24 protein-coding genes, 1 tRNA gene and 1 pseudogene are annotated in these 24,362 nt (G+C 61.1%); 11 read left to right on the forward strand and 15 right to left on the reverse strand.

Features of this window, described 5'->3' with window-relative positions:
* Positions 1-49: 49 nt before the first annotated feature.
* Positions 50-667 (forward strand): TPM domain-containing protein, encoded by a 618-nt coding sequence (locus tag ACK59H_RS01815; protein WP_261744902.1) that lies wholly within the window; start codon positions 50-52, stop codon positions 665-667.
* A 77-nt stretch (positions 668-744) separates the two neighbouring features.
* A complete protein-coding gene (locus ACK59H_RS01820) occupies positions 745-1,959 on the forward strand; it encodes an SAM-dependent methyltransferase (RefSeq protein WP_350492356.1) in 1,215 nt (404 codons plus the stop codon).
* A 37-nt stretch (positions 1,960-1,996) separates the two neighbouring features.
* On the opposite strand, the gene ACK59H_RS01825 is transcribed toward ACK59H_RS01820, so the two are convergent.
* The 6 genes from ACK59H_RS01825 to ACK59H_RS01850 form a co-directional block, all read right to left on the reverse strand.
* Positions 1,997-3,007 (reverse strand): DUF4917 family protein, encoded by a 1,011-nt coding sequence (locus ACK59H_RS01825; RefSeq protein ID WP_409264195.1) that lies wholly within the window; start codon positions 3,005-3,007, stop codon positions 1,997-1,999.
* 162 nt (positions 3,008-3,169) lie between these two features.
* Positions 3,170-3,243: transfer RNA gene (locus ACK59H_RS01830), tRNA-Gly, on the reverse strand.
* A gap of 109 nt (positions 3,244-3,352) precedes the next feature.
* Entirely contained in the window at positions 3,353-4,240 is an 888-nt protein-coding gene (locus tag ACK59H_RS01835; RefSeq protein WP_186477551.1) for an alpha/beta fold hydrolase, read from the reverse strand.
* A 332-nt stretch (positions 4,241-4,572) separates the two neighbouring features.
* Entirely contained in the window at positions 4,573-5,265 is a 693-nt protein-coding gene (locus tag ACK59H_RS01840) for a pseudouridine synthase (RefSeq protein WP_261744905.1), read from the reverse strand.
* A gap of 26 nt (positions 5,266-5,291) precedes the next feature.
* The gene (locus ACK59H_RS01845) at positions 5,292-5,522 is read right to left on the reverse strand and encodes a cysteine-rich CWC family protein (protein WP_409264196.1); all 231 of its coding nucleotides are present in this window, start codon (positions 5,520-5,522) and stop codon (positions 5,292-5,294) included.
* Complete coding sequence (locus ACK59H_RS01850) at positions 5,515-7,005, reverse strand: diguanylate cyclase (protein ID WP_409264197.1); 1,491 nt, start codon at positions 7,003-7,005, stop codon at positions 5,515-5,517. The genes ACK59H_RS01845 and ACK59H_RS01850 overlap by 8 nt, the downstream gene beginning before the upstream one ends.
* 211 nt (positions 7,006-7,216) lie before the next feature.
* Here ACK59H_RS01850 and ACK59H_RS01855 point away from each other — a divergent pair, with 211 nt between their 5' ends.
* Complete coding sequence (locus ACK59H_RS01855; protein WP_261744908.1) at positions 7,217-7,657, forward strand: hypothetical protein; 441 nt, start codon at positions 7,217-7,219, stop codon at positions 7,655-7,657.
* Positions 7,658-7,662: 5 nt separating this feature from the next.
* Here the strand turns inward: ACK59H_RS01855 and ACK59H_RS01860 are convergent, their stop codons facing one another.
* Positions 7,663-8,772, reverse strand: coding sequence for an enoyl-CoA hydratase/isomerase family protein (locus ACK59H_RS01860; RefSeq protein ID WP_060479683.1), 1,110 nt, complete (start codon positions 8,770-8,772; stop codon positions 7,663-7,665).
* A gap of 127 nt (positions 8,773-8,899) precedes the next feature.
* On the opposite strand from ACK59H_RS01860, the gene ung reads away from it, so the two are divergent.
* Positions 8,900-9,592 carry a uracil-DNA glycosylase gene (gene ung / locus ACK59H_RS01865; protein ID WP_060479682.1) on the forward strand — a complete coding sequence of 231 codons (693 nt, stop codon included), beginning with the start codon at positions 8,900-8,902 and terminating at the stop codon, positions 9,590-9,592.
* 27 nt (positions 9,593-9,619) lie between these two features.
* Here ung and ACK59H_RS01870 read toward each other — a convergent pair whose 3' ends face one another.
* The 5 genes from ACK59H_RS01870 to ACK59H_RS01890 form a co-directional block, all read right to left on the reverse strand.
* Positions 9,620-10,651, reverse strand: coding sequence for an AbrB family transcriptional regulator (locus tag ACK59H_RS01870; RefSeq protein ID WP_409264199.1), 1,032 nt, complete (start codon positions 10,649-10,651; stop codon positions 9,620-9,622).
* On the reverse strand, positions 10,644-12,158 hold the full coding sequence (locus ACK59H_RS01875; protein WP_186477557.1) for a tripartite tricarboxylate transporter permease: 1,515 nt from the start codon (positions 12,156-12,158) through the stop codon (positions 10,644-10,646). Before ACK59H_RS01875 ends, ACK59H_RS01870 begins: the two co-directional genes overlap by 8 nt.
* Positions 12,159-12,161: 3 nt before the next feature.
* A complete protein-coding gene (locus ACK59H_RS01880; protein ID WP_060479679.1) occupies positions 12,162-12,620 on the reverse strand; it encodes a tripartite tricarboxylate transporter TctB family protein in 459 nt (152 codons plus the stop codon).
* 144 nt (positions 12,621-12,764) lie between these two features.
* The gene (locus tag ACK59H_RS01885) at positions 12,765-13,745 is read right to left on the reverse strand and encodes a tripartite tricarboxylate transporter substrate binding protein (RefSeq protein ID WP_060479678.1); all 981 of its coding nucleotides are present in this window, start codon (positions 13,743-13,745) and stop codon (positions 12,765-12,767) included.
* Between the two features lie 31 nt (positions 13,746-13,776).
* Entirely contained in the window at positions 13,777-15,066 is a 1,290-nt protein-coding gene (locus ACK59H_RS01890) for an OprD family porin (protein WP_060479677.1), read from the reverse strand.
* A 198-nt stretch (positions 15,067-15,264) separates the two neighbouring features.
* Between ACK59H_RS01890 and ACK59H_RS01895 the strand changes: the two genes are divergently transcribed.
* Together ACK59H_RS01895 and ACK59H_RS01900 are read left to right on the forward strand one after the other, a co-directional pair.
* Positions 15,265-15,939 (forward strand): response regulator, encoded by a 675-nt coding sequence (locus tag ACK59H_RS01895; protein ID WP_060479676.1) that lies wholly within the window; start codon positions 15,265-15,267, stop codon positions 15,937-15,939.
* Positions 15,929-17,308: a sensor histidine kinase gene (locus tag ACK59H_RS01900; RefSeq protein ID WP_409264200.1), complete on the forward strand. Its 1,380-nt coding sequence runs from the start codon at positions 15,929-15,931 to the stop codon at positions 17,306-17,308. The genes ACK59H_RS01895 and ACK59H_RS01900 overlap by 11 nt, the downstream gene beginning before the upstream one ends.
* Before the next feature lie 25 nt (positions 17,309-17,333).
* Here the strand turns inward: ACK59H_RS01900 and ACK59H_RS01905 are convergent, their stop codons facing one another.
* Complete coding sequence (locus ACK59H_RS01905) at positions 17,334-18,140, reverse strand: HDOD domain-containing protein (RefSeq protein ID WP_261744910.1); 807 nt, start codon at positions 18,138-18,140, stop codon at positions 17,334-17,336.
* Between the two features lie 31 nt (positions 18,141-18,171).
* Positions 18,172-19,113, reverse strand: coding sequence for a YgfZ/GcvT domain-containing protein (locus ACK59H_RS01910; protein ID WP_409264201.1), 942 nt, complete (start codon positions 19,111-19,113; stop codon positions 18,172-18,174).
* A 133-nt stretch (positions 19,114-19,246) separates the two neighbouring features.
* On the opposite strand from ACK59H_RS01910, the gene ACK59H_RS01915 reads away from it, so the two are divergent.
* The gene (locus ACK59H_RS01915; protein ID WP_008094993.1) at positions 19,247-19,501 is read left to right on the forward strand and encodes a succinate dehydrogenase assembly factor 2; all 255 of its coding nucleotides are present in this window, start codon (positions 19,247-19,249) and stop codon (positions 19,499-19,501) included.
* A pseudogene (locus tag ACK59H_RS01920) lies at positions 19,485-19,945 on the forward strand (protein YgfX). The gene ACK59H_RS01915 and the pseudogene ACK59H_RS01920 overlap by 17 nt, the downstream one beginning before the upstream one ends.
* On the opposite strand, the gene nadB reads toward ACK59H_RS01920, so the two are convergent.
* A complete protein-coding gene (nadB, locus tag ACK59H_RS01925) occupies positions 19,932-21,536 on the reverse strand; it encodes an L-aspartate oxidase (RefSeq protein WP_397467492.1) in 1,605 nt (534 codons plus the stop codon). The pseudogene ACK59H_RS01920 and the gene nadB overlap by 14 nt on opposite strands.
* 435 nt (positions 21,537-21,971) lie before the next feature.
* On the opposite strand from nadB, the gene rpoE reads away from it, so the two are divergent.
* The 3 genes from rpoE to ACK59H_RS01940 are packed head-to-tail and all read left to right on the forward strand — an operon-like array spanning position 21,972 to position 24,162.
* Entirely contained in the window at positions 21,972-22,553 is a 582-nt protein-coding gene (gene rpoE / locus ACK59H_RS01930) for an RNA polymerase sigma factor RpoE (RefSeq protein ID WP_003252049.1), read from the forward strand.
* 31 nt (positions 22,554-22,584) lie between these two features.
* The gene (locus ACK59H_RS01935) at positions 22,585-23,175 is read left to right on the forward strand and encodes a sigma-E factor negative regulatory protein (RefSeq protein ID WP_186477565.1); all 591 of its coding nucleotides are present in this window, start codon (positions 22,585-22,587) and stop codon (positions 23,173-23,175) included.
* Positions 23,176-23,187: 12 nt separating this feature from the next.
* Positions 23,188-24,162 (forward strand): MucB/RseB C-terminal domain-containing protein, encoded by a 975-nt coding sequence (locus ACK59H_RS01940; RefSeq protein WP_409264202.1) that lies wholly within the window; start codon positions 23,188-23,190, stop codon positions 24,160-24,162.
* The last annotated feature ends 200 nt before the right edge of the window (positions 24,163-24,362 follow it).

Genomic DNA, 24,362 nt, shown 5'->3' on the forward strand with positions numbered 1-24,362 from the left:
ACCCCAATGCCGGGATAAAAACTATAAAAACGCTGACGAGACCCAAGGCATGACCCTCCTCAACGAATACCAACGCCGCCAGGTGGCCGAGGCGATCGCCCTGGCAGAGCGGCGCACCGATGCGCAACTGGTGACAGTGCTGGCGCGCCGTGCCGATGACTACGCCTATCTGCCGTTGTTCTGGGCCGCTGTGCTGGCCCTTGCCACCCCGGCGCTGTTGAATTGGCTGGTGGGCTGGCCAGGCTTGCGTGGGTTGCTGGTGGCCAACGTACTGCTGTTCATCGGCTTGTGCGTGGTACTGCGCCAGCCACGGGTGGCAGCATGGCTGACGCCGACAGCCTTGCTGCGCTGGCGCGCCGCGCGCCTGGCGCACCAGCAGTTTCGGGAGCAGAACCTTGAGGGTACGGCCGGCGCCACGGGGGTGCTGATCTTTGTCGCCGAGCAGGAGCAACATGTAGAAATCCTCGTCGATCAAGGGGCAGCGCCTTACCTCGATGCCAAGGTCCGCGCAGTGTTGGTGGCGCGCCTGACTGAACAGGTGCGTCAAGGCCATACCTTGCAGGGTTTTGTCGAATGCATCGAGGCTTGTGGCGAACTGCTGGGCAAACACCTGCCGCGCACCCACCCTCGCAATGAACTACCCAACCACCTGGTGATTCTCGACTGAACTGGCGGCTAGAGGGGTGTAGAATGCGAGGCATCGCGCAATGCGCCCCTTTTTGTAACCTGAGGCACCCGTTTTCCATGTCTGCCAGTAATTGCGCGCCCGCGGCGCCCGATGCACGCGCCCAGTTTCTAGACCAGCTCGATGCTGCCCTGCGCACCCACTCATTGGTCAAGTTGGTGCTGGCGCGCCATGTCGGGGCTGACCCGACCTTGCAGCGCATCATTGCCAAGCCGCTGCAGGTCAAGGGGCAAGAGCAGCTGTCGCTGGTGTATCGACACCAGACGCGTGACATCACTCGCAACCTGCCAATCGATCAGGCCCAGGCGCTGATAGCGCAGCTGTTGCCAGAGAGCTTTCGCAATGCCCACTTGTTCGACGCTCACGGGGAAGTGCAGCTGACCTTCAGTAAAAAAGGCAAACCTATGCTCCAGCGCCACGCAGCGCAGGCGCCGCGAGAGGTGGTTGCCAATGCTGAGCATGACCGCCAGAAGAAACGCTATCTAGAGCTTTCGCGGCCTTTCCTGCGCGACCTAGGGGTGACCGATGCTCAGGGCGCCCTGATTCCGTCGATGTCGCGCAAGTGGAAGCAGATCAACAAATTCATCGAAGTGTTCGATCACGCCCTGGCCAATGCACCGGTGCCGGCGGCGCAGCCGCTGCGCGTCGCCGATTTCGGCTCTGGCAAGGGCTACCTGACCTTCGCCATGCATGACTTCCTGCGTAATACCCAGGGCCGCGATGCGCAGGTAACCGGTGTGGAATTGCGCCAGGACATGGTCGAGCTGTGTAACGCCGCCGCTCAGCGCCTGGAGCATTCGGGGCTGGAGTTCCAGTGCGGTGACGTTCGCAGCGTTGTGCCCGAGGCAATCGACGTGATGATTGCCCTGCATGCTTGCGACATCGCCACCGACTATGCCATTCACACAGGCATACGCTGCAACGCTGCGATCATCATGTGCTCACCGTGCTGCCACAAGCAAATACGCCCGCAGCTGCACAGCCCGGGGCTACTGCAACCGATGTTGCAATACGGGCTGCATCTGGGGCAGCAGGCCGAAATGCTCACCGACAGCCTGCGCGCGTTGTATCTGGAGGCTTGTGGTTATGAAACCAAGGTGTTCGAGTTTATCTCCCTTGAGCACACCAACAAGAACAAGATGATTCTTGCGGTGAAGCGTCGGCAAGTGGGTGATAACACGGCATTGTTGGAAAAGATCGGGCAGCTCAAAGCGTTTTATGGGGTGCAGGAGCATTGCCTGGAGACGTTGTTGCAGGCGGATAAGCTTCTGTGATTGCCACAACCACATCTTAGCCAGTCGCAATCAACGTTCAGCGAACCGCTGACGGCCCTTCGATCGCCAACCCTTCCATACCCAATGGATGCGTAGTCGCATCGAAGAAGTACAGCTGCGTCCCCGGCATGTTCCCGAACCGGTCGACGAAATGCTGCTTCTGGTTGAGTACAGACGCTTCGCTCAGCGGCCGGACAGCGATCGACAAGTGACTGGGCTGCGCCTGAACGATGGCTTCGAGCAAATGCTTGTCGCTGCCGTCCAGATGCTGTCCGAACAGGCACAGACCCTGTTTCTCCTGAGCCAGTTGCCCCAACCCCCAGGCCAGGTAATCGGAGTGGCGGATGGCGCGCATCTTCTCGTCGCTGCGCTCTTCGTTGACGAACAACGGCACTTCACCGGGAATGTTCACGGCGAAGCCTTCGAGTAATTCAGCACTGTCGGCGCTGCGCTGGCGCGTGCTGCCATCGGGCAGCTTTAGCAGGTGCAGGCCGCCATGCAGGTGCAAGACCCGAATGCCCTCGCTGCTGGTGCGGCGCACGTCGAAAAACCCTTCCTCGTCGAACAACGCGGCAAAGCCCTGCGGGTCATGTCGTATCGCCCAAGGCAGAATCAGGTCGTAATTGCTTGTGTAGACGCTGCGATACTCGCGCAGGGCCTGGTTGATCGATGTCAGGGTGGCGGCGGGTACCAAGGCCCAAGGCAGATGCACGGTGCGGATCGCGTGGATCAACCCTTCCTTGATCGAGTAGTAGCGGTTCAACGGCGCAGTGGAGTTGATGGCCAGCGCTGCGTTGGCGCGTACGGTGTGATTGAGAGTGCTCAACACCGGCTCGAACAGTTCGGTGCCCAGCGACTTGAACAGCGCCTGATCGCTGATCGCCAGGCCCTTCTTGCGCCCAGCGCGCTGGGCTTGTTCGTACAGTGAGAAGTAGCCGAACGGCTTCCACAGCGCACGACTGGCACCATTGCCCAGCAGCAATGCAGTGCAGGGGTGGCGCTGGTTGAGATCAGGCCAAGCGGCGAGGTGGGCGTCGAGAGTTGGCATGGGCAATCCATTCGGTGAGGCGGGAAACGGCCAGGACTTTAGCACGACATGGGCGCTGAGCGCGGGCGCCGTCGGGGGTTGGCGTAACAACGAAAAAAGGAGCTCGAGGCTCCTTTTGACAGCGATGACGTTGTTGGAACGCCATGCGAGGATAGCAATGTTTGGAGCGGGTAGAGGGAATCGAACCCTCAACTAAAGCTTGGGAAGCTTTCGTTTTGCCACTAAACTATACCCGCGTTTGCGATGCACTTTTTACCAGAACCTTCCTTGAAATAGAAGCCCGCGTTCCAAAAAAGCTGATCGGCGCCCATCTGTGCGGGTGTCGAACACAAGGCGCCGATACGCTCAAATAGCCAATGCATGCTGCCCCTGGATGTATGCGCCAGCGCGTGGGCGGGTTTCGCGCGCCGTGGGTTTGAGAAAACCTAGCAAGGCGTCGCGGGTATCATCGCAGGCTGACTTGCTTTCCATATCCAAAAAATGCCCAGCGTCGCGGATGACGCTGAACTGGCTATTGCCGACGTGTTTGCCGAATTCTCGGGCATCTTGCACCGTGGTGTACTCGTCGCGCTCGCCGTTGATGAACAGCACCGGGATGGCGATATTGCGGGCGCCGTGCAGTGCCCGTTGCAGGTCGCGCTGCAACACTTGGTTGATGTGGAAGTGCATCTGCGCATACTCGTGGCTGTCCAGGCTGCTGACGTGCCGGAAGTTGAAGCGCTTGAACAGTGACGGCAGGTACTTGCCGATGGTGTCATTGACCAGGTTGCCGACTTGGTAACGGTCGCAGGCGGCCAGATACTGGCAACCCCGTTCCAGGTAGTCGCGCATCGGCTCGTTGATAACTGGCGAAAACGAACTGACCACGGCCTTTTTCACCCTGCGTGGCTGGTGCGCCAGCGCCAGCAGGGTGCAGGCACCGCCCCAGGAGAAGGACATGACGTGGTCGCACTGGAACCGCTCTATCAGCTCCAGCAGTATCTGCGCCTCGTCCTCCTTGCTGATCAGCCGCTCTTGGCGGTTGTGCGGCTTGGACTTGCCAGCGTATGGCTGGTCGTAAAGCACTACGTTGAATTGTGGGTGCAGATTGCGCACGGTCTGGGCGAACGAAGCGGTGGTGGCCAACGACCCATTGATCAGAATGATCGTCTTTTCGGCCGCGTCCGCGCGATAGAACTCCGTGTAAACCCGATACTGACCTTGGATATCAAGTACAGCGATTTCTGGCCTCATGTCATCGACTCCTGGCGCAAAAAGGGTAATCGCGTCACCTAGGGTGCACGTTCTTTATGACAGGTAGGCATTCGCCTGAGTAAATCGGGGGGCCCTGTGTCGATCCTTGGCACACGTGTCGACGATGTTGTTCTGGTGGGCAATTGCCGTGCCCCAACGCATCGAGGCGTAGGGTGGCCGGCAAAAGGTGTCAGGAACTGCAGGCGTGACTGGTTGGTCACTCGCGGACTGACAAGGATGGAGTCAAGCAGTGAGCCAGACTTCGCGCAAGTGCTCTTCGCGCGAATTTGTGACTTCAACCGCTCAGCGGTCGCATGCCGATGTTATGGCATTCACACCGAGGCGATTTCGTCTGCAGTCAAAGCCCTGTATTGGCCGGGCTGTAAGCTCGGATCGAGGCGAATCGACCCCATGGTTTCACGGTGCAGGCCGATGACCTTGTTGTCGAAATAGCCGAACATACGTTTGACCTGGTGGTAGCGCCCTTCGACGATCGCCAGCCGGGCCAGACGTGGGCCCAGGATGTCCAATCGCGCGGGCAAGGTGGTCAAATCTTCGAAAGCGAAATAAAAACCTTCCTGGAATTTGCCCACATAGTGGTCGCCAATCTCGCTTTCGGTATGCACCAAGTACTGCTTGGGCAGCTTGGTGGCTGGCTGGGTCAGGCGCCGCGACCATTGGCCATCGTTGGTCAGAATCATCAAGCCTGTGGTGTTGAAGTCCAGACGCCCGGCGATATGCAGGCCCTCGCGCAAGGCTTCGGGCAGCAAGTCGAGCACGGTGCGATGTTGCGGGTCTTGGGTCGCACTGACGCAGCCTATAGGCTTGTGCAGCATCAGGTAGCGGGCGAGGTGGCCGCCTTGCAGCAACTGCTCGTCGACCTCGACTCGGCTGAATTCACGGACCTGCGCCTTCGGGTCGGTTACCACCTCGCCGTCCAGGCGGACACGGCGCTGCGCCAGCAACATGCGCACTTGCTGGCGGTTGTAGCAGGGCAGGTTGGCAAGGAATCGGTCGAGGCGCATGGTGACTGCGGGAAAAAGGCGGCAGTTTAGCGGTTTTCATCGCTGCGCGGGGCAGCCTTTGAGGCCAACTGATCCTCTACGGCAGCACAGCGTGGGCACAGGCAGGCTTTGTTTCGCAGTTCGGCTGGCAGAGCTTGGAGCACCGCCAGATCTATACTCACGCCGTAGCACCAACAGGCCTGGGTGGCGCTACGTGGGTCGGCCAGGCTGCAGTGGTTGAGTGCACCGCAGGCAGGGCAAAGCTGGCTTTCAGTCATGACCGCTTTCCGGTGTTTCACTGCAGACGCAGTTGCGACCGGACTGCTTGGCACGGTAGAGGGCACGGTCGGCGCGGGTCAGCAGGGCGTGCAGGGAGTCGCCAGGCTGCAAGGCGCTGACGCCGATACTGGTGGTCAGGCGCAAAGGGTTTTCTTCATAGTTGAAGGTCAGTTGCTCGGTACGGCGACGGATCTTCTGCGCCACTTCCAGCGCCTGCCTGCCTTCGGTTTCACGCAACAACACGATGAACTCCTCACCCCCCCAGCGGCAGAGTATATCGGACTGGCGCAGGCTGCTTTGCAGCACGTTGGCGAACTGACGCAGCACTTCGTCGCCTGCCAGATGACCATGGGTATCATTGAGCACTTTGAAATGATCGAGGTCGATCAACAGCGCGACCAGCGGTGCGCAATTGCGCTGAGCATCCTTGAGCGCTTGTGCAGCCAGAACATCGAAACTGCGCCGGTTGGGCAGGCCGGTGAGGCTATCGAGGGTGGCTAGCGCCTCGGTGCTTGCCCGATGCCGCCTGAGCATGCCGTTGAGCAGGCACAGTACCACCAGGGTGATCATCGCGCAGATGACCAGGTTCAGGTACAGCGAGTGACGGATGTGATCCAGGGTGCCGGTTTCACGTTTGTCCACCATCAGATACCAGCCCAGCTCAGGCAGCTGCCGTACATTGAGAAAGTGGCTGTGGCCCTCGCTGTCGTTGTATTCGTGGCTGCCTTCGGCAGGCGTCGGGCGTTGTGCAAGCAACGCTTTGAGGTCGGCATTGTCGGCCAGGGGTTGGCCGACCTTCAGGTCATGGGGCGCACCGTGGGAGCCGGTTAGGATGACCTTCCCTTGGGCGTCGGTGAAGAATACCGAGCGTTGATAGCGAAGCTGATAGTTGTCGATGAGTTTGATCACCGCGTCCACGCTCAGGCCAACCCCGGCAGCGCCGATGAAGCGCTGCTGGTAATCCAGGACGCGGTAGTTGATGAACACGGTCAGGCTATCCTGGTTCGCCATGTCCACGTCGACGTTTATTTCATAAGGCGCTTGCATCTGGCGCAGGCGGAAATACCAGGCATCGCGCCAGGTACCGGGCACCACTTGCTTAAGCACGCCCTTGGCCTGGTAATAGGTGAGGCTGCGGTCGGAGACGAAGAATGATGTGAAGATATCCTGTTTGCCCATGACCTCGCCGAGGTAGCGGGTGATGCGCTGGGTATCCTGTTCACCGGCCAGCACCCAGTCACGCAGGAAGGTGTCCTGGGCCATCATCGAGGCGATCAGCACCGGGCGTATTAGGTCTTTCTGGATTTCCGAGTAGACGGTGTCGGAGGTCAGTGGCAGTTCAGTGTTGACGATGCCGTCACGAATCGCGCTGCGCGAAGCGAAGTAGCTGATCAGCGAAGTGGCGAGAAAGCCACAGGCCAGCAACAGCAGTAGGGCCAGTATCAGCGAGCGCTGTGATAACAGGGCGGAGCGTGAAGGCATGATCTTCCCATGATGTGTGCCGAGGCGCTTATTCTAGAGAGATGAAAGGCAAATGACTGCATGTTTTTGTGGGCCCTATTCTCTTGTATCAATTTGTTGCCGAAATGGCACTGCACGCCTCCTAAGCTGTCTGTATCTGTGTCGATGAACGTATTGTGTCGACGCTCGTCAGCGCCGCTGTTCGGGCATCCCAGCGGTCCAGGAGGCCGCCATGTCCTATCGAATTCTGTTGATCGCCCTGTTAGGGTTGATGACCACTGCCTGCGCCCCCTATTACGAAAGCGGCGAGTATTACCGATCCGATTATTACACCACTGACCGCTACGCAGCGCCGGGCTATTACCGTTACGACCGTTATTATGTAGCGCCGCAGCCACGCTACTACTACCAACCTGCTCCTCGCTACTACCGCCCGGTGCCTGCGCCGCACTATCGGCCCGGTCCACCGCCGGGGTTGAACCAGTGGCATGGCAACCCGCGCTACGATTATGGCAACCGCCAGCGCAATGATTACGGGCGAGATCGCGACCGCCACGACTATCGCGATGGCAGTCAGCGCTACCAAAACGACCGCTGGCACTCCAACAACCGCGGCGACGACGGCCGCAGGCCAGCTGGGTGGCGCGGCGGTGATCGCAACTGGCAGCGCTGAGGCTGTCACGCATCGAGGTCTTGCAGTGGGTGACGCCCCTCCCACACCTTGGCGAAATGCGCCTCGACCACCGCTGCGGGCACTTGTGCAACGTCTGGCCAGTGCCAGCGCGGCTGGTTGTCCTTGTCCAATAGTCGGGCGCGCACGCCCTCGCTGAATTCCGGATGCCGGCAGCAATTGAGGCTGATGCCGTACTCCATCTGAAACACCTGAGCCAATGACAGGTGGCGTGCGCGGTGCAGTTGTTCCCACACCAGGTGCGCCGTCAGCGGGCAGCCTTGATCCAGGCGTTGCCCGGCGTCGGCCAGTACCGGATCGTTATGATGCTTGAGGCCCTGCAACGCCCGCCACGCTGCTGCGGGGTCTGCCACATCGAGCAGTGAGTCCAGCTCCTGGCGCCGAGGCAACCATTGCGCACTCGGCAACTCGGCCCAGGCGCGATGCTGCTCTGCCTTGAGTAGGCTATTGAGTTGTAGGGCGGTCTGCTCTTGCCAGTTCAGTTGGAGCAACTCTTCGATCAATGACTCTTGCTGTTGTTCGCCGAAAAAACGGTCAGCCAGACCCAGGTCCAGGGCATCTCGGGCGTTGATTGGCGCTCCTGTCAGCCCTAGGAACAGGCCGAGCTTGCCGGGCAGTCGGGCGAGGAACCAGCTGGCGCCAACGTCCGGGTACAGGCCGATGCTGATTTCTGGCATCGCCAGGCGGCTGCTGGGTGTGACGATACGTACTCCAGCGCCTTGCAGCAGGCCCATGCCGCCACCCAGCACATGGCCGTGGCCCCAGCACAGCAACGGTTTGGGGTAGGTGTGCAGCAGGTAGTCCAGACGGTATTCGGCCGCGAAGAAGCTGGCGGCCAGCGGCGGTACACCGCCGGGGTGCGCGAGACAGGCCTGGGCCAGCGCTCGCACATCGCCGCCAGCGCAGAACGCCTTCGCGCCGTTGCCCCGCAACAGCACGCAGACCACTGCAGGGTCGCGGGCCCAACGGTGCAACTGTTCGCCGAGCACTTCGATCATCGGCAGGTCGAGAGCGTTCAGCGCCTTGGGCGCATCGAGGGTGGCGATGCCGATACGGGCGCCATCGACGCCGGTTAGTACCTCGCAATGAATGGCCATGGACTACCTCGCACACGTGATCCTGCAAGTATGGCCCGGATGGCTGAGCGTGCCGGTCGTCGGTCGGATCGATTGACAAGCCCAGGTAGCTTACCTAGTGTCGCGCCATTGTTTACGGATGGCCGCCATGACTGAAGACGATCGCATCAAACTCGAACCCAGCTGGAAGGCTGCCCTACGCGCCGAGTTCGACCAGCCCTACATGCAGCAGTTGCGTGAGTTCCTGCGCCAGGAGCACGCAGCCGGCAAAGAGATCTACCCGCCGGGGCCGTTGATTTTCAACGCGCTCAATACCACCCCGCTGAGCCAAGTCAAAGTGGTGATCCTCGGCCAGGACCCGTACCACGGCCCCGGCCAAGCCCATGGCCTGTGCTTCTCGGTACAGCCGGGCGTACCGGCACCGCCGTCGCTGGTCAACATCTACAAAGAGCTACAGCGCGACCTGAACATCCCCATCCCCAATCACGGCTACCTGCAAAGCTGGGCCGAGCAGGGCGTGCTGCTGCTCAATACCACCATGACGGTCGAGCGCGCCAATGCAGCCTCGCATGCCAAGAAGGGTTGGGAGCTGTTTACCGACCGAATCATCCAGGTAGTCAGCGAGCAGTGCCCCAACGTGGTGTTCCTGCTGTGGGGGGCACATGCCCAGAGCAAGCAGAAGCTGATCGACGGCACCAAGCACCTGGTGCTCAAGTCGGTGCATCCCTCGCCACTGTCGGCATACCGCGGTTTTCTTGGTTGTGGGCACTTCAGCCGTACCAATGCCTTTCTCGAACAGCGCGGCATGGCGCCTATCAACTGGGCATTGCCGCCACTGTGAATACCGCCCGGGGCTGCCAGGCAGCCCTTACGGACGGGCCTTTACCCAATACCTGAACAATGGCTCTGCCAGAAACAGCACCAGCACCAGCCGTACCACCTGCAGCGCCGTTACCAGCGGTACCGACAGTTGCAAGGTCTCAGCCGTAAGGCTCATCTCGGCGATGCCGCCGGGCATCATTCCCAGCGTCAGTGAGCGCAGGTCAAGTTCGGTCATCATACTGAGCACCCATGCAGCGCTGCCGGCAATGGCCATGCACAGCGAAGTGGCGAGCAGTGTACGGCCAAGAAAGGACGGTGCGCGGCGGAAAAACGCCCGGTTGAAGTGGCATGCCAGCCCGCTGCCGATCAGCCACTGGCCTACCTGGCTGGCGCCATCGGGCAGGGCGATCTGCAACGTCCCTATAAGGCTTATCGAGGCGGCCACCAGCAGAGGGCCGAACAGCCAAGGGTTGGGTTGACGCAGGCGCTGCCACACAAAGCCCATGCCCACACCCAGCGGCACGATCAGCGCCAGCCAGCCCCAGCTGACACTGCCGGTGTGGTTCAGTGGCACGCCATCGCCTAGCAGAAACTTGAACAGTGCCGGCACGCACAGCACCACCGTCAGTACCCGCAGGCTCTGCGCTGCAGCCACTTGGCTGAGCACAGCACCGTTGCGCGCGCCAAGGTTGACCATTTCACCCGAACCACCGGGCATGCTGGCGAAGAACGCGGTGGCCCGGTCCTCTCCGGTGCGCCGCAGCAGCCATACGCTGATGACGCTGGACAAGGTGGTGAACAGTGCGCCGAAGCAGATCAGTGCGAAGTGGCTGGCGACTTGCTCGATCACTGCCGGGGTGAAGTGCAGGCCGATACCGATACCGATGATGCATTGGCCGCATTTGCGGCCATTGGGTATTTCCGCTAGCTGCCAAGGCGTCAGGCAGCGCACCAGAATGATCGCCAGCAACGAGCCGACCATCCAAGGCAAAGGCCAGCCGACCTTGCTGGCGGCATAACCGCCTGCAAGCCCGACCAGCCCGGTGGCAACGAACAGCGGTACAGACCGATCAGGCATCGGCCATGGCCCGGCGCTGCAGGCTGCGTTTGCGCCAGATGCGCAGCAGCGGCAGTGCCAGCATGCAGCCCACCAATACCCAAACGCCCATGCTGATCGGGCTCGACCAGAGGATGCCCAGTTCACCGTTGGAGATCGACAGGGCGCGGCGCAGGTTCTGCTCCATCAGGCCACCGAGGATGAAGCCCAGCAGAATCGGCGACAGCGGGAAGTCCAGCTTGCGCAGGATGTAGCCCATGATGCCGATGCCGACCATCAGGAACAGGTCGAAGGTGGTGGCATGCACGGCGTACACGCCGATTGCGGTAATGATTGCGATCACCGGCACCAGCGCCCAGTTCGGCACGGCCAGAATGCGAGTGAAGATGCGGATCATCGGAATGTTCAGAATCACCAGCATGATATTGGCGATGAACAACGAGGCGATCAGGCCCCAGACGATGTCTGGCTGTTGTTCGAACAGCAGCGGGCCTGGAGTGATGTTGTACAGGGTGAGCGCGCCGATCATTACCGCAGTGGTGCCCGAGCCGGGCACGCCAAGGGTCAGCATCGGTACCAGCGCACCGCAGCAGGATGCACCGATAGCGGTTTCCGGGGCCGCCAGGCCGCGGGCATCACCCTTGCCGAACTTGCCCGATTCACCGGCCAGCCGTTTTTCGGTCATGTAGGCAACAGCACTGGCCAGGGTTGCACCGGCGCCTGGCAGCACGCCCATGATGAAGCCCAGCAGGCCGCAGCGGATATTGACCACAAATACCGACGCCGCTTCCTTTAGATTGAACAGCATGCGCCCGGTGGCCTTGACCGCTTCGTGGCCATGGTGGGTTTTTTCCAGCAACAGCAGGATCTCGCTGACCGAGAACAGGCCCAGTACCAGCACCACGAACTGGATGCCATCGGCCAGGTGCACACTGTCGCCGGTAAAGCGGTAGACGCCGCTGTTGGCATCGATACCGACGGCCGACAGGAACAGTCCGATCAGTGCGGCAATGAACGTCTTCAGCGGTTTGTCACCGGCCATGCCGCCCAGGGCGACGATGGCGAACACCATCAGCACGAAGTACTCCGCCGGGCCAAAGGCGATCGCCCACTTGGCCAGCAGCGGGGCGAACAGCACCATGCCGCAAGTGGCGATGAGCGCGCCGATGAACGAGCTCCAGGCCGACAGCGACAGGGCCACGCCGGCCAAGCCCTGGCGTGCCATTGGGTAACCGTCCAGGGTGGTCATCACGGTCGAGGCTTCGCCGGGAATATTCAGCAGGATCGAGCTGATCCGGCCGCCGTACTCGCAACCCAGGTAAACGGCCGCTAGCAGGATCAAGGCAGACTCCGGCGGCAGGCCCAGGGCGAAAGCGATTGGGATCAGCAGCGCCACGCCGTTGATCGGGCCCAGGCCTGGCAGCAAGCCGACCACGGTGCCGATCAGCGTGCCCGACAGGGCGGTGACCAGGTTGTAGGGGGACAGGGCGACGCCGAAGCCCTGGCCCAGGTAGCTCAAGGTATCCATGTGTCAGTTCTCCAGTACGCTCAGCAGGCCAAGGGGCAGGGGTACGTCCATGACGCGGTCGAACAGCCAGTAGAGGAATACGCTCATGCCCACCACCACCAGGGTGCTGTGCAGCCAGCGGCCACCGTACAGGCGGGCCATGGGGATGCCGACCAGAATGGCGCTGAGGATGAAGCCCAGTACTTCGAAGGTGGCTGCGAACAGCACCAGCAGGCCGACGCAGCAGGTGATCTTGATCAGGGTTTGGCGGTCCAGCTCTGGTTCATCGTCCTTGCGCACGATGGGGGTCGGGCGGATGGCCAGGTACAGCAAGCCCAGGCTCATCAAGCCGAGCATCAGCAACGGGTAGGCCCGGGGCCCTACCGGCTCGTAGGAAAAAGCGGCCTGATAGGGCCAGGCCATCACGGCCAGGATGGCGCACAGCGCCAGCAAGACCACGGCGAAGAGGCGTTGCAGGATCATGTTGGAATCCTCGGGAATGTTCGACGCGACATAGACCCTGTGGGGCTGGGTTGACCCGCGAACCAGTGCCAAGCACTGGCCATGCATCGCGGGGAGTGCTTTACGGGTCAATCTGCTGCCACCAGGGTCGAGTTACAGCTCCAATCACTGAACCAGGCCGAATTCCTTGGCCAGTTTCTTGTACTCAGCCACTTGGTTCTTCACATAACCGTCCAGCTCCGAGCCGGTCATGGCGAACGGGAACAGCTCACGCTGGTCACGCAGCTTGGCGAAGTCTTCGGAGGCCAGCATCTTGTCGAACGATTCTTTCCACCAGGCGTATTCCTCGTCGCTCACCTTCGGGCCGAGGTAGAAACCGCGCACCACTGGCCAAACGATGTCGTAGCCCTGCTCCCTGGCAGTGGGGATATCTTTCATTTCTGGCTCGTCCAGGCGGTTTTCGGCGAACACGGCGAGGATGCGCATGTTGCCGCTCTGGATGTGCGGCATGGAGTCGGAGATGTCGGTGGAGCCAACCTGAATATGCCCACCCAGCAACGCGGTGGCGATTTCACCGCCGCCTTCAAGGGCCACGTAGCGCAGGTCTCGCGGGTTGATACCCGCTGCTTTGGCGATCAATGCGGTTTGCATCCAGTCCTGGCTGCCGACGGTGCCGCCAGAACCGATCACGACCTTGCTCGGGTCCTTTTTCAGCGCCGCGACCAAGTCGTCGAGGCTTTTATAGGGCGAGTCGCTTTTCACTGCGATAGCGCCGTAGCTGGTGCCGACGGCGGCCAGCCACTTCACCGCGTTCTCGTCAAAGCGGCCGAACTTGCCCTGGGCCAGGTTCAACAAAGAGCCACTGGACCAGGCGACCAGGGTGCCGGCGTCGGCCGGGCGCTGGGCGACCACCGCGTTGTACGCCACCGCGCCGACACCGCCAGGCATGTAGGTCACACGCATCGGCTTGCTGAGGATTTTTTCCTGCACCAGGGCGCTCTGCGCCAGCTTGCAGGTCAGGTCGAAGCCACCACCTGGGGAGGCTGGGGCAATGCACTCGGGGCGTTTGGGCTCGGCGGCCAGAGCGTTACCGGCCAGCAACAGGCAACCGGTGGCGAGGGCGAGGCGGCGCAGGGAAAAGGTCATCGTCAGTCTCCGTGAACATTGTTGTTTTGAATTACCACAGGGCTACGCTGTAGCTCACCAGCACCCGTACTTCGTCCGCATCACGGGCGAAATTGGAGCGGAAGGTGGCGTTGCGCAGGCGCACGGCAACGTTTTTCAACGGGCCGGCTTGTACCACGTACTTGATTTCGCTGTCGCGTTCCCACTCCTTGCCCTCGCCACCAGCGGCACGGCTGACGTTATCGCCGTTGATGTAGCGGGTCATGAAGCTCAGGCCTGGAATGCCCAGGGCGGCGAAGTTGTAGTCGTAGCGGGCTTGCCAGGAGCGCTCGTCGGCATTGGCGAAGTCGTTGATCTGTACGAAGTTGACCAAGTAGGGATCGGCGCCGTCGATGTAGGGGAAGGCGCTGTCGCCCGACAGCTGCTGCCAGGCGGCGCTGACTTTGTGCCCACCCAGGCTATAGCTGAACATGGTGTTGAAGGTGGTGTTGTCGATTCGCCCGGCCTTGGCCGCCCCTGCGTCGTCACTGATTGCCAGGCGTACGTCGGCGGCCAGGGCGCCCGGGCCCCAGGGCTGGGTGGCGAGCATGCCGATGAAGTGCTGGCGGTAGATGTCATCGAGCTGCGCGAAGTGGTAGCTGCCGGTGATGCGGTCGGTGAACTGGTAGTCAAGGCCCGCCAGATCGAGGTTGTCGGCGCTGAACGAACCACCGAAGCGGCCGTTCTTGTTGTTCAGGGCAAGGTCTTCCCAGTTGGTATCGTTGCGGTCCTTGGCCTTGTCCAGGCGCCCACCGGTGAAGGTCAGGCCCTTGATCTCCTGAGAAGTCAGCAGGCCGCCTTCGAAGGTTTGCGGCAGAATGCGCCCGTCATTGGGCTGCAAGGTCGGCAGTTCAGGGATGAGAGTGCCGATCTTAAGCTCGGTCTTGGAAACTTTGACCTTGCCGGTCAGCCCAAGCTTGGAGTATTCGTTGGCGGCTTTGCCGTCATCGTGGGTCGGCAGCAGGCCGGTGTCGGTGCGGTCGGGGCTGGAATCAAGCTTGATGCCCATCATACCCAGCGCATCCACGCCGAAGCCCACCGTGCCATCGGTGTAGCCGGACTCGAAGTTGAGCATGAAACCCTGGGCCCATTCGTCGCGCTTGGATTGCTGCGCACTGGTGCCGTCGCGAAAGTCGCGATTGAAATACATGTTGCGGGTTTCGAAGGTCGCCGTGCTGTCTTCCAAGAAGGCGGCCTGGCTGAGCGGAGCAACACCGGCAAGTGCAAGAGCGCTGGCGATGGCAGAGGGGCGCGGGGACAGGGAACGGCTAGGCGCGAACGCCTTCGGCTGCAATGACAGCATCGAGATGACTCCGTTTATTGTTCTTATTCGTTGCACCTTACTGGTGCTTTTTTCGGCGCATGGAGCGACCGTAGTGCGATGCTAGGCAACGAACCTTTCGCTAACCTTTCAGCGTGAAAGGTTTGTTCGAAGGGCTTCACAGGGTTGCAGACAGCGGTAAACTCCGCGCCACCGCCCCACCCGAGCAGGGAGAATCCGATGCGTGTACTGCTGGTCGAAGACCACCTGCAACTGGCCGAAAGCGTGGCCCAGGCCCTCAAGAGTCACGGCCTGACGGTGGACGTGCTGCATGATGGCGTAGCTGCCGACCTGGCCTTGGCCAGCGAGGAGTACGCCGTTGCCGTGCTCGATGTGGGCCTGCCGCGCATGGACGGTTTCGAAGTGCTGGCGCGCCTGCGCGGCCGTGGCAAGACTGTACCGGTGCTGATGCTCACAGCGCGCAGCGATGTGAAGGACCGTGTGCATGGCCTGAACCTGGGGGCGGACGATTACCTGGCAAAACCTTTCGAACTGACCGAGCTCGAGGCCCGGGTCAAGGCATTGCTGCGGCGCAGTGTGCTGGGTGGTGAACGCCAGCAACGTTGCGGGCCATTGGTTTACGATCTGGACACCCGACGCTTCAACCTCGGGGACGACATTCTGACGCTGACCTCTCGTGAGCAGAGCGTGCTCGAGGCCTTGATCGCTCGCCCCGGCCGGGTGATGAGCAAGGAGCAGTTGGCGGCGCAGGTATTTGGCCTGGATGAAGAGGCCAGCCCAGACGCCATCGAAATCTACATTCATCGCCTGCGCAAGAAGCTCGATGGCTACCCGGTCGCCATCGTCACGTTCCGGGGCCTGGGTTATTTGCTAGAGCACCGTGATGCGCAGTAATGGCAGCCTGCGCGGGCGGCTGCTGGGCAACCTTGCGCTGCTTCTAGTGGTATTGATGCTGGCCAGTGGCTTGAGCGCCTACTGGAATGGACGTGAAGCTGCCGATACCGCTTATGACCGGACCCTGCTGGCATCGGCACGTACCATTGCCGCCGGGCTTTCGCAGCGCGACGGCAGCCTCAGCGCCGATGTGCCTTATGTGGCCCTCGATACCTTCGCCTATGACAGCGCCGGGCGTATCTACTATCAGGTCCTGGACATCAATCAAAAGTTGATTTCAGGCTATGAGCACCTGCCACCGCCGCCGACCGGCACGCCGCGTACTGACGACTACCCCGCACTGGCGCGCTTCTACGATGCCACCTACCTTGGCCAGGATGTGCGCGTGGTGAGCCTGCTCAAAGCGGTGAGCGAGCCGAACATGAACGGCATGGCAGAAATTCGCGTGGCCGAGACCGAAGAGGCGAGGGTACGCATGGCGCGCAGCTTGATGGCCGATACGCTGCTGCGTCTGGGCATGCTGGCGCTGGGCGCACTGGTATTGGTGTGGTTTGCCGTGAGTGCGGCGCTGCGGCCGTTGGAGCGCCTGCGCACGGCGGTCGAGGAGCGTCAGCCTGATGACCTGCGGGCGCTGCCAGTGGTGCAGGTGCAGCATGAGCTGACGCCGCTGGTCGGTGCCCTGAACCACTTCACCGAGCGTTTGCGCGGGCAGTTCGAACGCCAGGCAAAGTTCATCGCCGAAGCTGCCCACGAACTACGTACACCGTTGGCGGCCCTCAAGGCGCGGGTCGAGCTGGGGCTGCGCTCCCAGCGGCCCGAAGAGTGGCGGCAAACCCTGGAAACCGCCGCACAGGGTACCGACCGGTTGACTCATCTGGCCAATCAGTTGCTGTCGTTGGCGCGGGTTGAAAATGGCGCCCGTGCCATTGCCGAGGGCGGGGCACAGCGTCTGGACCTGAGCCAGCTTGCCCGCGAGCTGGGGATGGCCATGGCGCCATTGGCCTATAACCGGGGTGTGGCTTTGGCGCTTGAGGCACCGGCGCCAGTGTGGCTGAAAGGAGAGCCAACTTTGCTCAATGAGTTGCTCAGCAACCTGGTGGACAACGCCCTGGCCCATACGCCGGCCAATGGCAATGTCATCATTCGTGTACTGGGCCCGGCGGTACTTGAGGTCGAAGATGACGGTCCCGGCATCCCCGAAGATGAGCGGGAACGGGTATTCGAGCGGTTCTACCGCAGAGGTGTGCAGGGCAGCGGCCTGGGCTTGGCTATCGTGGGTGAGATCTGCCGGGCTCACTTGGCGCAGATCAGCCTGCACGATGGCGAGAAGGGTGGGCTGAAGGTGCGCGTGAGCTTCATCGCTGACTGACCTTTACCGCCTGGGCAACCGCTAATCAGCGCAGCATGCTGCGTGCTTCCAGCAGCTCTGCCACTTCGAGCTCCGTGCCGAACGGCAAGCCAAGGTGCTGGTAGGCAGGCAGCGCCGCCAGGGGCCGGCTGCGCCCGCGCTGGCTCAGGCACTTGGCGATCTGCACCACGTCGATGTAGTCGACCTTGTCGGTGCGACGGTCCAGGTCCTGCACCTGGCTTGGTAGGTTCACCAACTGCTCGGGAAACTCCCACGCAGAGAGAATCTTGTCACCCAACACGGGTTGGATCTGCTCGATCACATAGTGCAGGCAGACAGGGTCGGACAGCAGTTCGTTGTGTTCTTCGGCATAAATCAGCACGGGCAGAGCGCCAATCTGGTTGACGAGCCCCCCGAGTGTCGCCTGGTCAGGCTTCAAGTGGGTGTATCTTCGGCAAATTTCATAGCTAACGCCGGCGATCTCGAGGCTATTCGCCCAAATATCTCGTAACTTCTGTTCAACGGCGGGTGAGCGAGCGTGGAAGATCTGCTCGATGACCAAGCCGATGGACAAGTTGCAGCTATAGTTGATGCCCAGACGGGTAATGGCAGTGTGCAGGTCAGTGACCTCTACCGCAGCACGCAGCAGGGGGCTGTTGACTACCTTGATCAGGCGCGCCGCCAAGGCGGCGTCGCGGCCTATGACTTTGCTCAGCGCGGCTACGCTGATTTCGCTGTCTTCGGCCGCCTCGCGAATGCTCAAGGCAACCTCGGGCAGGGTCGGCAGCACCAGGTCATCGTTCTCGATGGCAGCGAGCAACTGTGCTTGAACCATCTCGGCCAGCTTGTTCATGAACGTCTCAACGGCAAAGGGGGTGCACTGTTCAGCGCTGGATTTCCCGGTCGCGGTCCAACTCATACGGCAGGGTCAGCAGCTGCAGGCGTGGGCCTTCAAGGCCTCCCAGGTGCAAGTTGTCATCCTCTACCGCCTCCGCGGTCAGTACCGCCAATAGCTCGCACTCATTGCCAGCGCTGGCAGCCAGTACGACCTCGCCTACCGATGACCCATGGGTAGGCGAAAAGATTGGCGTGGCGGGGGCTGGAGCCTCTTGCTGAGCCAGTGCCAGCCGGTACTGGCGGCGCTTGAGCTTACCCAGATACTGCATGCGCGCGACGATTTCCTGGCCGGTGTAGCAGCCTTTCTTGAAGCTTACGCCGTCGACCGCTTGCAGGTTTATCATCTGTGGGATGAACAGTTCACGGGTCGGGCCCATGACTTGGCCGATACCGGCGCGGATCTGGCCCAGCAGCCAGTCGTTCAGGCGGCCTTCGGGCAGCGTTGCAGCCAGCCGTTGGCGAACGTCGGCAGCCTGCGCCACAGGTATCCAGAGTTCGCTGCGCTCAGGCGAGACGGTAATGGCGATAAGGCCATCATGACGCACGGTGCTACCTGGCGCTGGCGGTAGGTCAAGCCCTAATGCCTGCAATGCGCCAGCGCCACCTTGCAGGCCGAAACGCGCCCAGGCGGCGCTCTCGTCTGTGAGGGTTGCCTTGGAAAATACTGCATACTTCTTGAGGTCGGCCAGTTGAGGCTCCAGCAACTCGCTGGCCATCGCCAGCAGGTAGCCATTGCCTTCGGGCAGAATCCGGAAGCTCGACTGCATGCGCCCTTTGACCATGCACCGGGCGCCCAGGCTGGCGTACTCAAGGCTTAGATAACTGATGTTGCAGGTCAGCTGGCCCTGCAGGAACTTGCCGGCGTCGGAGCCGCGCACGGCGAGAATGCCCTCGTGGGACAGGGGGGTGAAGAAAGCGGAATCGGCCATGGGACATCGCATTGGCTAAAGACTGGCGGCCATCATAGAACGCCAGTAACAAAATAGGTAGGTGACTAGACCAACGCCCTGTGCCGCTTCCTTCAGCGCGCGGTATACTGCGCGACCATTCGAGGAGGGCCCCATGGTCGAACAAACTGAACTCAACCGGCTTTTCTGGCACAGCCGTCGCGGCATGCTGGAACTGGACGTACTGCTGGTGCCATTCACCCAGGAGGTCTATCCGACCCTGAGCGAAGCTGACCGCGAACTCTATGTGCGCCTGCTGAGCTGTGAAGATCAGGACATGTTCGGCTGGTTCATGGAGCGCACCGAATCTGAAGACCCGGAGCTGCAGCGCATGGTCCGTATCATTCTGGATCGTGTCCAGCCCAAGTGAGTATTTCGACTGCCGCTGGCAGGGCTCGCGCCTGCTGCTGGCGGCTTACCTGGGTTGCCAGGTGCTGGCCCTGCTGGCGCTGTGGCTGAGTGCATTACCTGGGTGGCTCGGGCTTTGCCTGCTGGCCGCTGTCTTCGCCCACGGCTGTTGGGCCATTCCCCATCGTATTCTGCTGACAGATCCCCGCGCCATTACCGGCTTGCGCCGCAGCGCCACGGGCTGGTGTGTGTACAGTCATGCGCAAGGCTGGCAGCCGGTTCGTTTGTGTCGCGACACTGTGGCACTGCCGGGGTTGGTAGTCTTGCGCTTTGCCAGAGCTGGGCACTGGTTCGGCCAGAGCCAGTGCATACTTGCCGATTCCCTGGCGCCTGACCTGCATCGACGTTTACGGGTGCGCTGAGGTTCAGCCGGCGCCGCTTCAACGTCAACCTCAAGCCGGAGTGAGAACGGTGTCCTTGGCCTCGGTAAGCATGCTTGGGTAGTCCAGGGTGTAATGCAAACCACGGCTCTCCTTGCGCTGCATCGCCGAGCGGATCATCAGTTCCGCCACCTGTGCCAGGTTGCGCAATTCGATCAAGTCGCGGCTGACCTTGTAATTGCTGTAGAACTCGTCGATTTCATCCAGTAACAGGCGTACGCGGTGTTCGGCGCGCTGCAGGCGCTTGCTGGTGCGTACGATGCCCACGTAGTCCCACATGAAGCGCCGCAACTCGTCCCAGTTGTGCGCGATGATCACGTCTTCGTCCGAGTCGGTCACTTGGCTGGCGTCCCAGCAGGGCAGGGCGTTGGGCATGCTGATCCGGCCAAGGTGCGCCTGGATGTCCGCTGCCGCAGCGCGGCCATACACGAAACATTCCAGTAGCGAATTACTGGCCATGCGATTGGCGCCGTGCAAGCCAGTGAAGCTGGTTTCGCCGATTGCATACAGTCCCGGTACATCGGTATGCCCGCGCTGGTCGACCACGACGCCGCCGCAGGTGTAATGCGCAGCAGGCACCACCGGGATCGGTTGGCGAGTGATGTCGATGCCAAACCCCAGGCAGCGCTCGTAAACGGTCGGGAAGTGACTTTTGATGAACTCTGCTGGCTTGTGGGTAATGTCCAGATACACACAATCGACACCCAGGCGCTTCATTTCGTGGTCGATGGCGCGCGCGACGATGTCGCGGGGGGCAAGCTCCTCGCGCGGGTCGAAGCGCGGCATGAAACGCTCGCCATTGGGCAGGCGCAACAGCGCACCTTCGCCACGCAGCGCCTCGGTGATCAAGAAGCTCTTGGCCTGCGGGTGATACAGGCAAGTGGGATGAAACTGATTGAATTCCAGGTTGGCCACCCGGCAGCCAGCCCGCCAGGCCATGGCAATGCCGTCACCGCAGGCACCGTCGGGATTGCTGGTATAGAGGTAGACTTTGGCGGCGCCGCCGGTGGCAAGCACTGTGAAGCGCGCGCCGAACGTGTCGACTTCGCCGCTGTTGCGGTTAAGTACGTAGGCACCCAAGCACCGATCGCCCGGCAGGCCCAGGCGGCGCTCGGTAATCAGGTCCACGGCGACCCGTTGTTCCAGCAGCTCGATGTTCGGGCGCTTGCGCGCTTGTTCCAGCAACGTGGTGAAGATCGCTGCGCCAGTGGCGTCGGCCGCATGGATGATGCGCCGATGGCTGTGGCCACCCTCACGGGTCAAGTGGAACTCGAAGCCGCCATCATCGACGCTGTAATGTTCGTCGCGGGTAAAAGGCACGCCTTGTTCGATCAGCCATTCAATGGCTTCGCGGCTGTGCTCGACGGTGAAGCGCACAGCGTTTTCATCGCACAACCCGCCACCGGCGTTGAGGGTATCTTCGACATGCGACTGTACGGTGTCGGTATTGTCCAGTACCGCAGCGACCCCACCCTGGGCCCAGAAGGTCGAACCATTGGCCAAGTCGCCTTTGCTCAGCACGGCAATACGCAAGTGGTCCGGAAGGTTCAGTGCCAGGCTAAGGCCGGCTGCGCCGCTGCCGATCACCAGGACATCATGTTGGAATTGTTGGCTCATGTCGGGACACTAGTAATCTTTGGAAAGGGCACGGCACAATAGCCACGTGCAGATGGCAATGTGAAACTATCGTGAATGCTGGCCGGGCTGTCTTTATAGCAGCCTGGGGTGGCGAATATCCATGCCAGTTGGGGCGTTGCAGCAATCTTTGCGGGAACTTTCCGATGCACCAGGAAATCCTAAGAAGGCTGTCCGCACGCCAGATTATGCCAAGGCGACGCGGGGCGGCAGCTCTATCCGGGCTGACACCTGCGTAATTTGAAACCTGTTTATCGACGTAGCGAGCCGTGATTACGCCGCGTCTTCCGTGCGAGCCGACCGAGGCCGCAGGAAACTTGCTTGGAGGGGAGAACTTTTGCGCAAAGCCCGAGTCTATGTTTGCAAGCCTCAACAAAGGCTGCTGCAACGCTCCTTCGAGTTCACTGAGGAGTGTTCATGCTAACCCAGGAAGAGGATCAGCAGCTTGTCGAGCGCGTGCAGCGCGGCGACAGGCGAGCGTTCGATCTGTTGGTGCTGAAGTATCAGCACAAGATTCTCGGGTTGATCGTGCGGTTCGTTCACGATACCCACGAAGCCCAGGATGTTGCGCAGGAAGCCTTTATCAAGGCCTACCGCGCGCTTGGCAATTTCCGCGGAGACAGTGCGTTTTATACCTGGCTGTACCGCATCGCCATCAACACGGCGAAGAATTACCTGGTGTCCCGTGGAAGACGGCCGCCAGACAGTGATGTGAGCTCCGAGGATGCGGAGTTTTACGACGGCGATCATGGTCTCAAGGATCTCGAGTCCCCAGAGCGCTCGTTGTTGCGGGATGAAATCGAAGGCACTGTCCATCGCACCATCCAGCAACTGCCAGAAGATTTGCGCACGGCGTTGACCCTGCGTGAATTCGATGGGTTGAGTTATGAAGACATTGCCAGCGTCATGCAATGTCCAGTGGGTACCGTGCGCTCTCGAATCTTCCGCGCTCGGGAGGCCATAGATAAAGCCCTGCAGCCGTTGTTGCAGGAAACCTGAGACAGCGGCGACAGCCAAGAGAGGAACCGTCATGAGTCGTGAAGCTTTGCAGGAATCGCTGTCCGCGGTGATGGATAACGAAGCGGACGAACTGGAATTGCGTCGGGTGTTGAACGCCGTCGACGACGCTGAAACCCGTGCCACCTGGTCGCGTTACCAGGTAGCGCGTGCAGCAATGCACAAGGAGCTGTTGCTGCCTAAACTGGATATCGCCTCGGCAGTATCTGCAGCCCTGGCCGACGAAGCCGTGCCGGCTAAGGTCAAACAGGGCCCATGGCGTACGATCGGCCGCCTGGCTGTTGCTGCTTCGGTGACCGTAGCGGTGCTGGCAGGCGTGCGGATGTACAACCAGGATGAAATCACTGGCGCGCAGCTCGCTGCCCAGCAACCTGCCCAGCAAGGCCTGACCATGCCACAAACTCAAGGTCCGGCTGTTCTGGCAGGCTACAGTGAAAGCAGTGAGCAACCGACTGGGCCTATGGCCAACGGCGTGTTGCAGAACCAGGCCGGCTGGGACCAGCGTCTGCCAGGCTATCTGCGCCAGCACGCTCAGGAATCTGCGCTCAAGGGCACTGAAACCGCTCTGCCGTACGCCCGCGCTGCCAGCCTGGAAAACCGCTAAGTAAGGAGGCCCATGCGCGCGCTACCTCTGCTGTCGCTGCTGATTGGCAGCTGCATTGCGGTGCCAGCGTTGGCGGCCAATTCCTCGCCTCAGGCGAGCGAATGGCTGAACAAGCTGGCACGGGCCGAGCAAAAGCAAAGTTATCAAGGCTCTTTCGTCTACGAGCGAAATGGTAGCTTCTCTTCCCACGATATCTGGCATCGCGTTCAGGATGGCCAAGTCAGCGAGCGGTTGCTTCAGCTCGACGGCCCCGCCGAGGAAATCGTGCGGCTAAATGGCAACGTGCAGTGCGTCAGTGGTGCCCTCACTGGCGCAGCGAGCGGGTCCAGCAGTCTGCCTGATGCTGCGCCGCACCTTCTCGACCCGCTCAAGCTCATGAGCTGGTATGACCTTGCAATGGCTGGCACGTCCCGAGTGGCCGGGCGTGACGCGGTAATTGTCACGCTGACCCCGCGAGACCAGCATCGCTATGCTTTCGAACTTCATCTGGACCGTCGCACTGGCTTGCCGCTTCGTTCATTGATGCTCAATGACAAAGGGCAGCTACTCGAGCGTTTCCAGATGACGCGTCTGGACACTCAAGACCCACCTAGCGACAAGGACCTGCAGGCCAGTGCCGCCTGCAAACTGATCCAACCCGGCACTACCACCACCACTACGGCGGTCGCGGGTTGGCGGTCGGACTGGCTGCCGCCTGGTTTCGAGCTAATCAGCAGTGCGGTGCGCCGTGATTCAGAGCGTAACAGTTCAGTCAGTAGCCTGATGTACGACGATGGCCTGGCGCGTTTTTCGGTTTTTTTGGAACGGGTGAAGGATGATGGCGGTGCCGATGTGCGGACCCAGCTCGGGCCGACCTCCGCTGTATCGCGTCGTTTGAACACCCCAAAAGGAAAAGTGCAGGTCACTGTGGTCGGCGAAATTCCGTTGGGCACCGCGGAGCGTGTAGCGCTGTCGATGCGCCCTCAGGATGCCCAGGCGCGCCAGTGATGGCGCGCGTTGTCGGGGCGGTTGCAGGGTTTTTGACGGGCGAATCGGCATGCGGCTGAAATGAAATTAAAGCATTGTCATTTGCAATCTTTCGGCAAATTTTCTATAGGTCAGGCTTCTAGGAGTCTGGCCTTTCCTGCTTTAGGCAGGGCTATTTCCAACTACCGCTCGTTGTGACGGGAGCCGTATGTCAATACCAC

The sequence above is a fragment of the Pseudomonas sp. KCJK9000 genome (assembly GCF_046230725.1).
Classification (GTDB): Bacteria; Pseudomonadota; Gammaproteobacteria; order Pseudomonadales; family Pseudomonadaceae; genus Aquipseudomonas; species Aquipseudomonas promysalinigenes.

What these genes read in the sequence shown, in the direction of transcription:
- ACK59H_RS01815 (WP_261744902.1), top strand. Translation starts at nt 50, where the DNA reads ATGACCCTCCTCAACGAATACCAACGCCGCCAGGTGGCCGAGGCGATC.
- ACK59H_RS01820 (WP_350492356.1), top strand. Translation starts at nt 745, where the DNA reads ATGTCTGCCAGTAATTGCGCGCCCGCGGCGCCCGATGCACGCGCCCAG.
- ACK59H_RS01825 (WP_409264195.1), bottom strand. Translation starts at nt 3,007, where the DNA reads ATGCCAACTCTCGACGCCCACCTCGCCGCTTGGCCTGATCTCAACCAG.
- ACK59H_RS01835 (WP_186477551.1), bottom strand. Translation starts at nt 4,240, where the DNA reads ATGAGGCCAGAAATCGCTGTACTTGATATCCAAGGTCAGTATCGGGTT.
- ACK59H_RS01840 (WP_261744905.1), bottom strand. Translation starts at nt 5,265, where the DNA reads ATGCGCCTCGACCGATTCCTTGCCAACCTGCCCTGCTACAACCGCCAG.
- ACK59H_RS01845 (WP_409264196.1), bottom strand. Translation starts at nt 5,522, where the DNA reads ATGACTGAAAGCCAGCTTTGCCCTGCCTGCGGTGCACTCAACCACTGC.
- ACK59H_RS01850 (WP_409264197.1), bottom strand. Translation starts at nt 7,005, where the DNA reads ATGCCTTCACGCTCCGCCCTGTTATCACAGCGCTCGCTGATACTGGCC.
- ACK59H_RS01855 (WP_261744908.1), top strand. Translation starts at nt 7,217, where the DNA reads ATGTCCTATCGAATTCTGTTGATCGCCCTGTTAGGGTTGATGACCACT.
- ACK59H_RS01860 (WP_060479683.1), bottom strand. Translation starts at nt 8,772, where the DNA reads ATGGCCATTCATTGCGAGGTACTAACCGGCGTCGATGGCGCCCGTATC.
- ung (WP_060479682.1), top strand. Translation starts at nt 8,900, where the DNA reads ATGACTGAAGACGATCGCATCAAACTCGAACCCAGCTGGAAGGCTGCC.
- ACK59H_RS01870 (WP_409264199.1), bottom strand. Translation starts at nt 10,651, where the DNA reads ATGCCTGATCGGTCTGTACCGCTGTTCGTTGCCACCGGGCTGGTCGGG.
- ACK59H_RS01875 (WP_186477557.1), bottom strand. Translation starts at nt 12,158, where the DNA reads ATGGATACCTTGAGCTACCTGGGCCAGGGCTTCGGCGTCGCCCTGTCC.
- ACK59H_RS01880 (WP_060479679.1), bottom strand. Translation starts at nt 12,620, where the DNA reads ATGATCCTGCAACGCCTCTTCGCCGTGGTCTTGCTGGCGCTGTGCGCC.
- ACK59H_RS01885 (WP_060479678.1), bottom strand. Translation starts at nt 13,745, where the DNA reads ATGACCTTTTCCCTGCGCCGCCTCGCCCTCGCCACCGGTTGCCTGTTG.
- ACK59H_RS01890 (WP_060479677.1), bottom strand. Translation starts at nt 15,066, where the DNA reads ATGCTGTCATTGCAGCCGAAGGCGTTCGCGCCTAGCCGTTCCCTGTCC.
- ACK59H_RS01895 (WP_060479676.1), top strand. Translation starts at nt 15,265, where the DNA reads ATGCGTGTACTGCTGGTCGAAGACCACCTGCAACTGGCCGAAAGCGTG.
- ACK59H_RS01900 (WP_409264200.1), top strand. Translation starts at nt 15,929, where the DNA reads ATGCGCAGTAATGGCAGCCTGCGCGGGCGGCTGCTGGGCAACCTTGCG.
- ACK59H_RS01905 (WP_261744910.1), bottom strand. Translation starts at nt 18,140, where the DNA reads ATGAACAAGCTGGCCGAGATGGTTCAAGCACAGTTGCTCGCTGCCATC.
- ACK59H_RS01910 (WP_409264201.1), bottom strand. Translation starts at nt 19,113, where the DNA reads ATGGCCGATTCCGCTTTCTTCACCCCCCTGTCCCACGAGGGCATTCTC.
- ACK59H_RS01915 (WP_008094993.1), top strand. Translation starts at nt 19,247, where the DNA reads ATGGTCGAACAAACTGAACTCAACCGGCTTTTCTGGCACAGCCGTCGC.
- nadB (WP_397467492.1), bottom strand. Translation starts at nt 21,536, where the DNA reads ATGAGCCAACAATTCCAACATGATGTCCTGGTGATCGGCAGCGGCGCA.
- rpoE (WP_003252049.1), top strand. Translation starts at nt 21,972, where the DNA reads ATGCTAACCCAGGAAGAGGATCAGCAGCTTGTCGAGCGCGTGCAGCGC.
- ACK59H_RS01935 (WP_186477565.1), top strand. Translation starts at nt 22,585, where the DNA reads ATGAGTCGTGAAGCTTTGCAGGAATCGCTGTCCGCGGTGATGGATAAC.
- ACK59H_RS01940 (WP_409264202.1), top strand. Translation starts at nt 23,188, where the DNA reads ATGCGCGCGCTACCTCTGCTGTCGCTGCTGATTGGCAGCTGCATTGCG.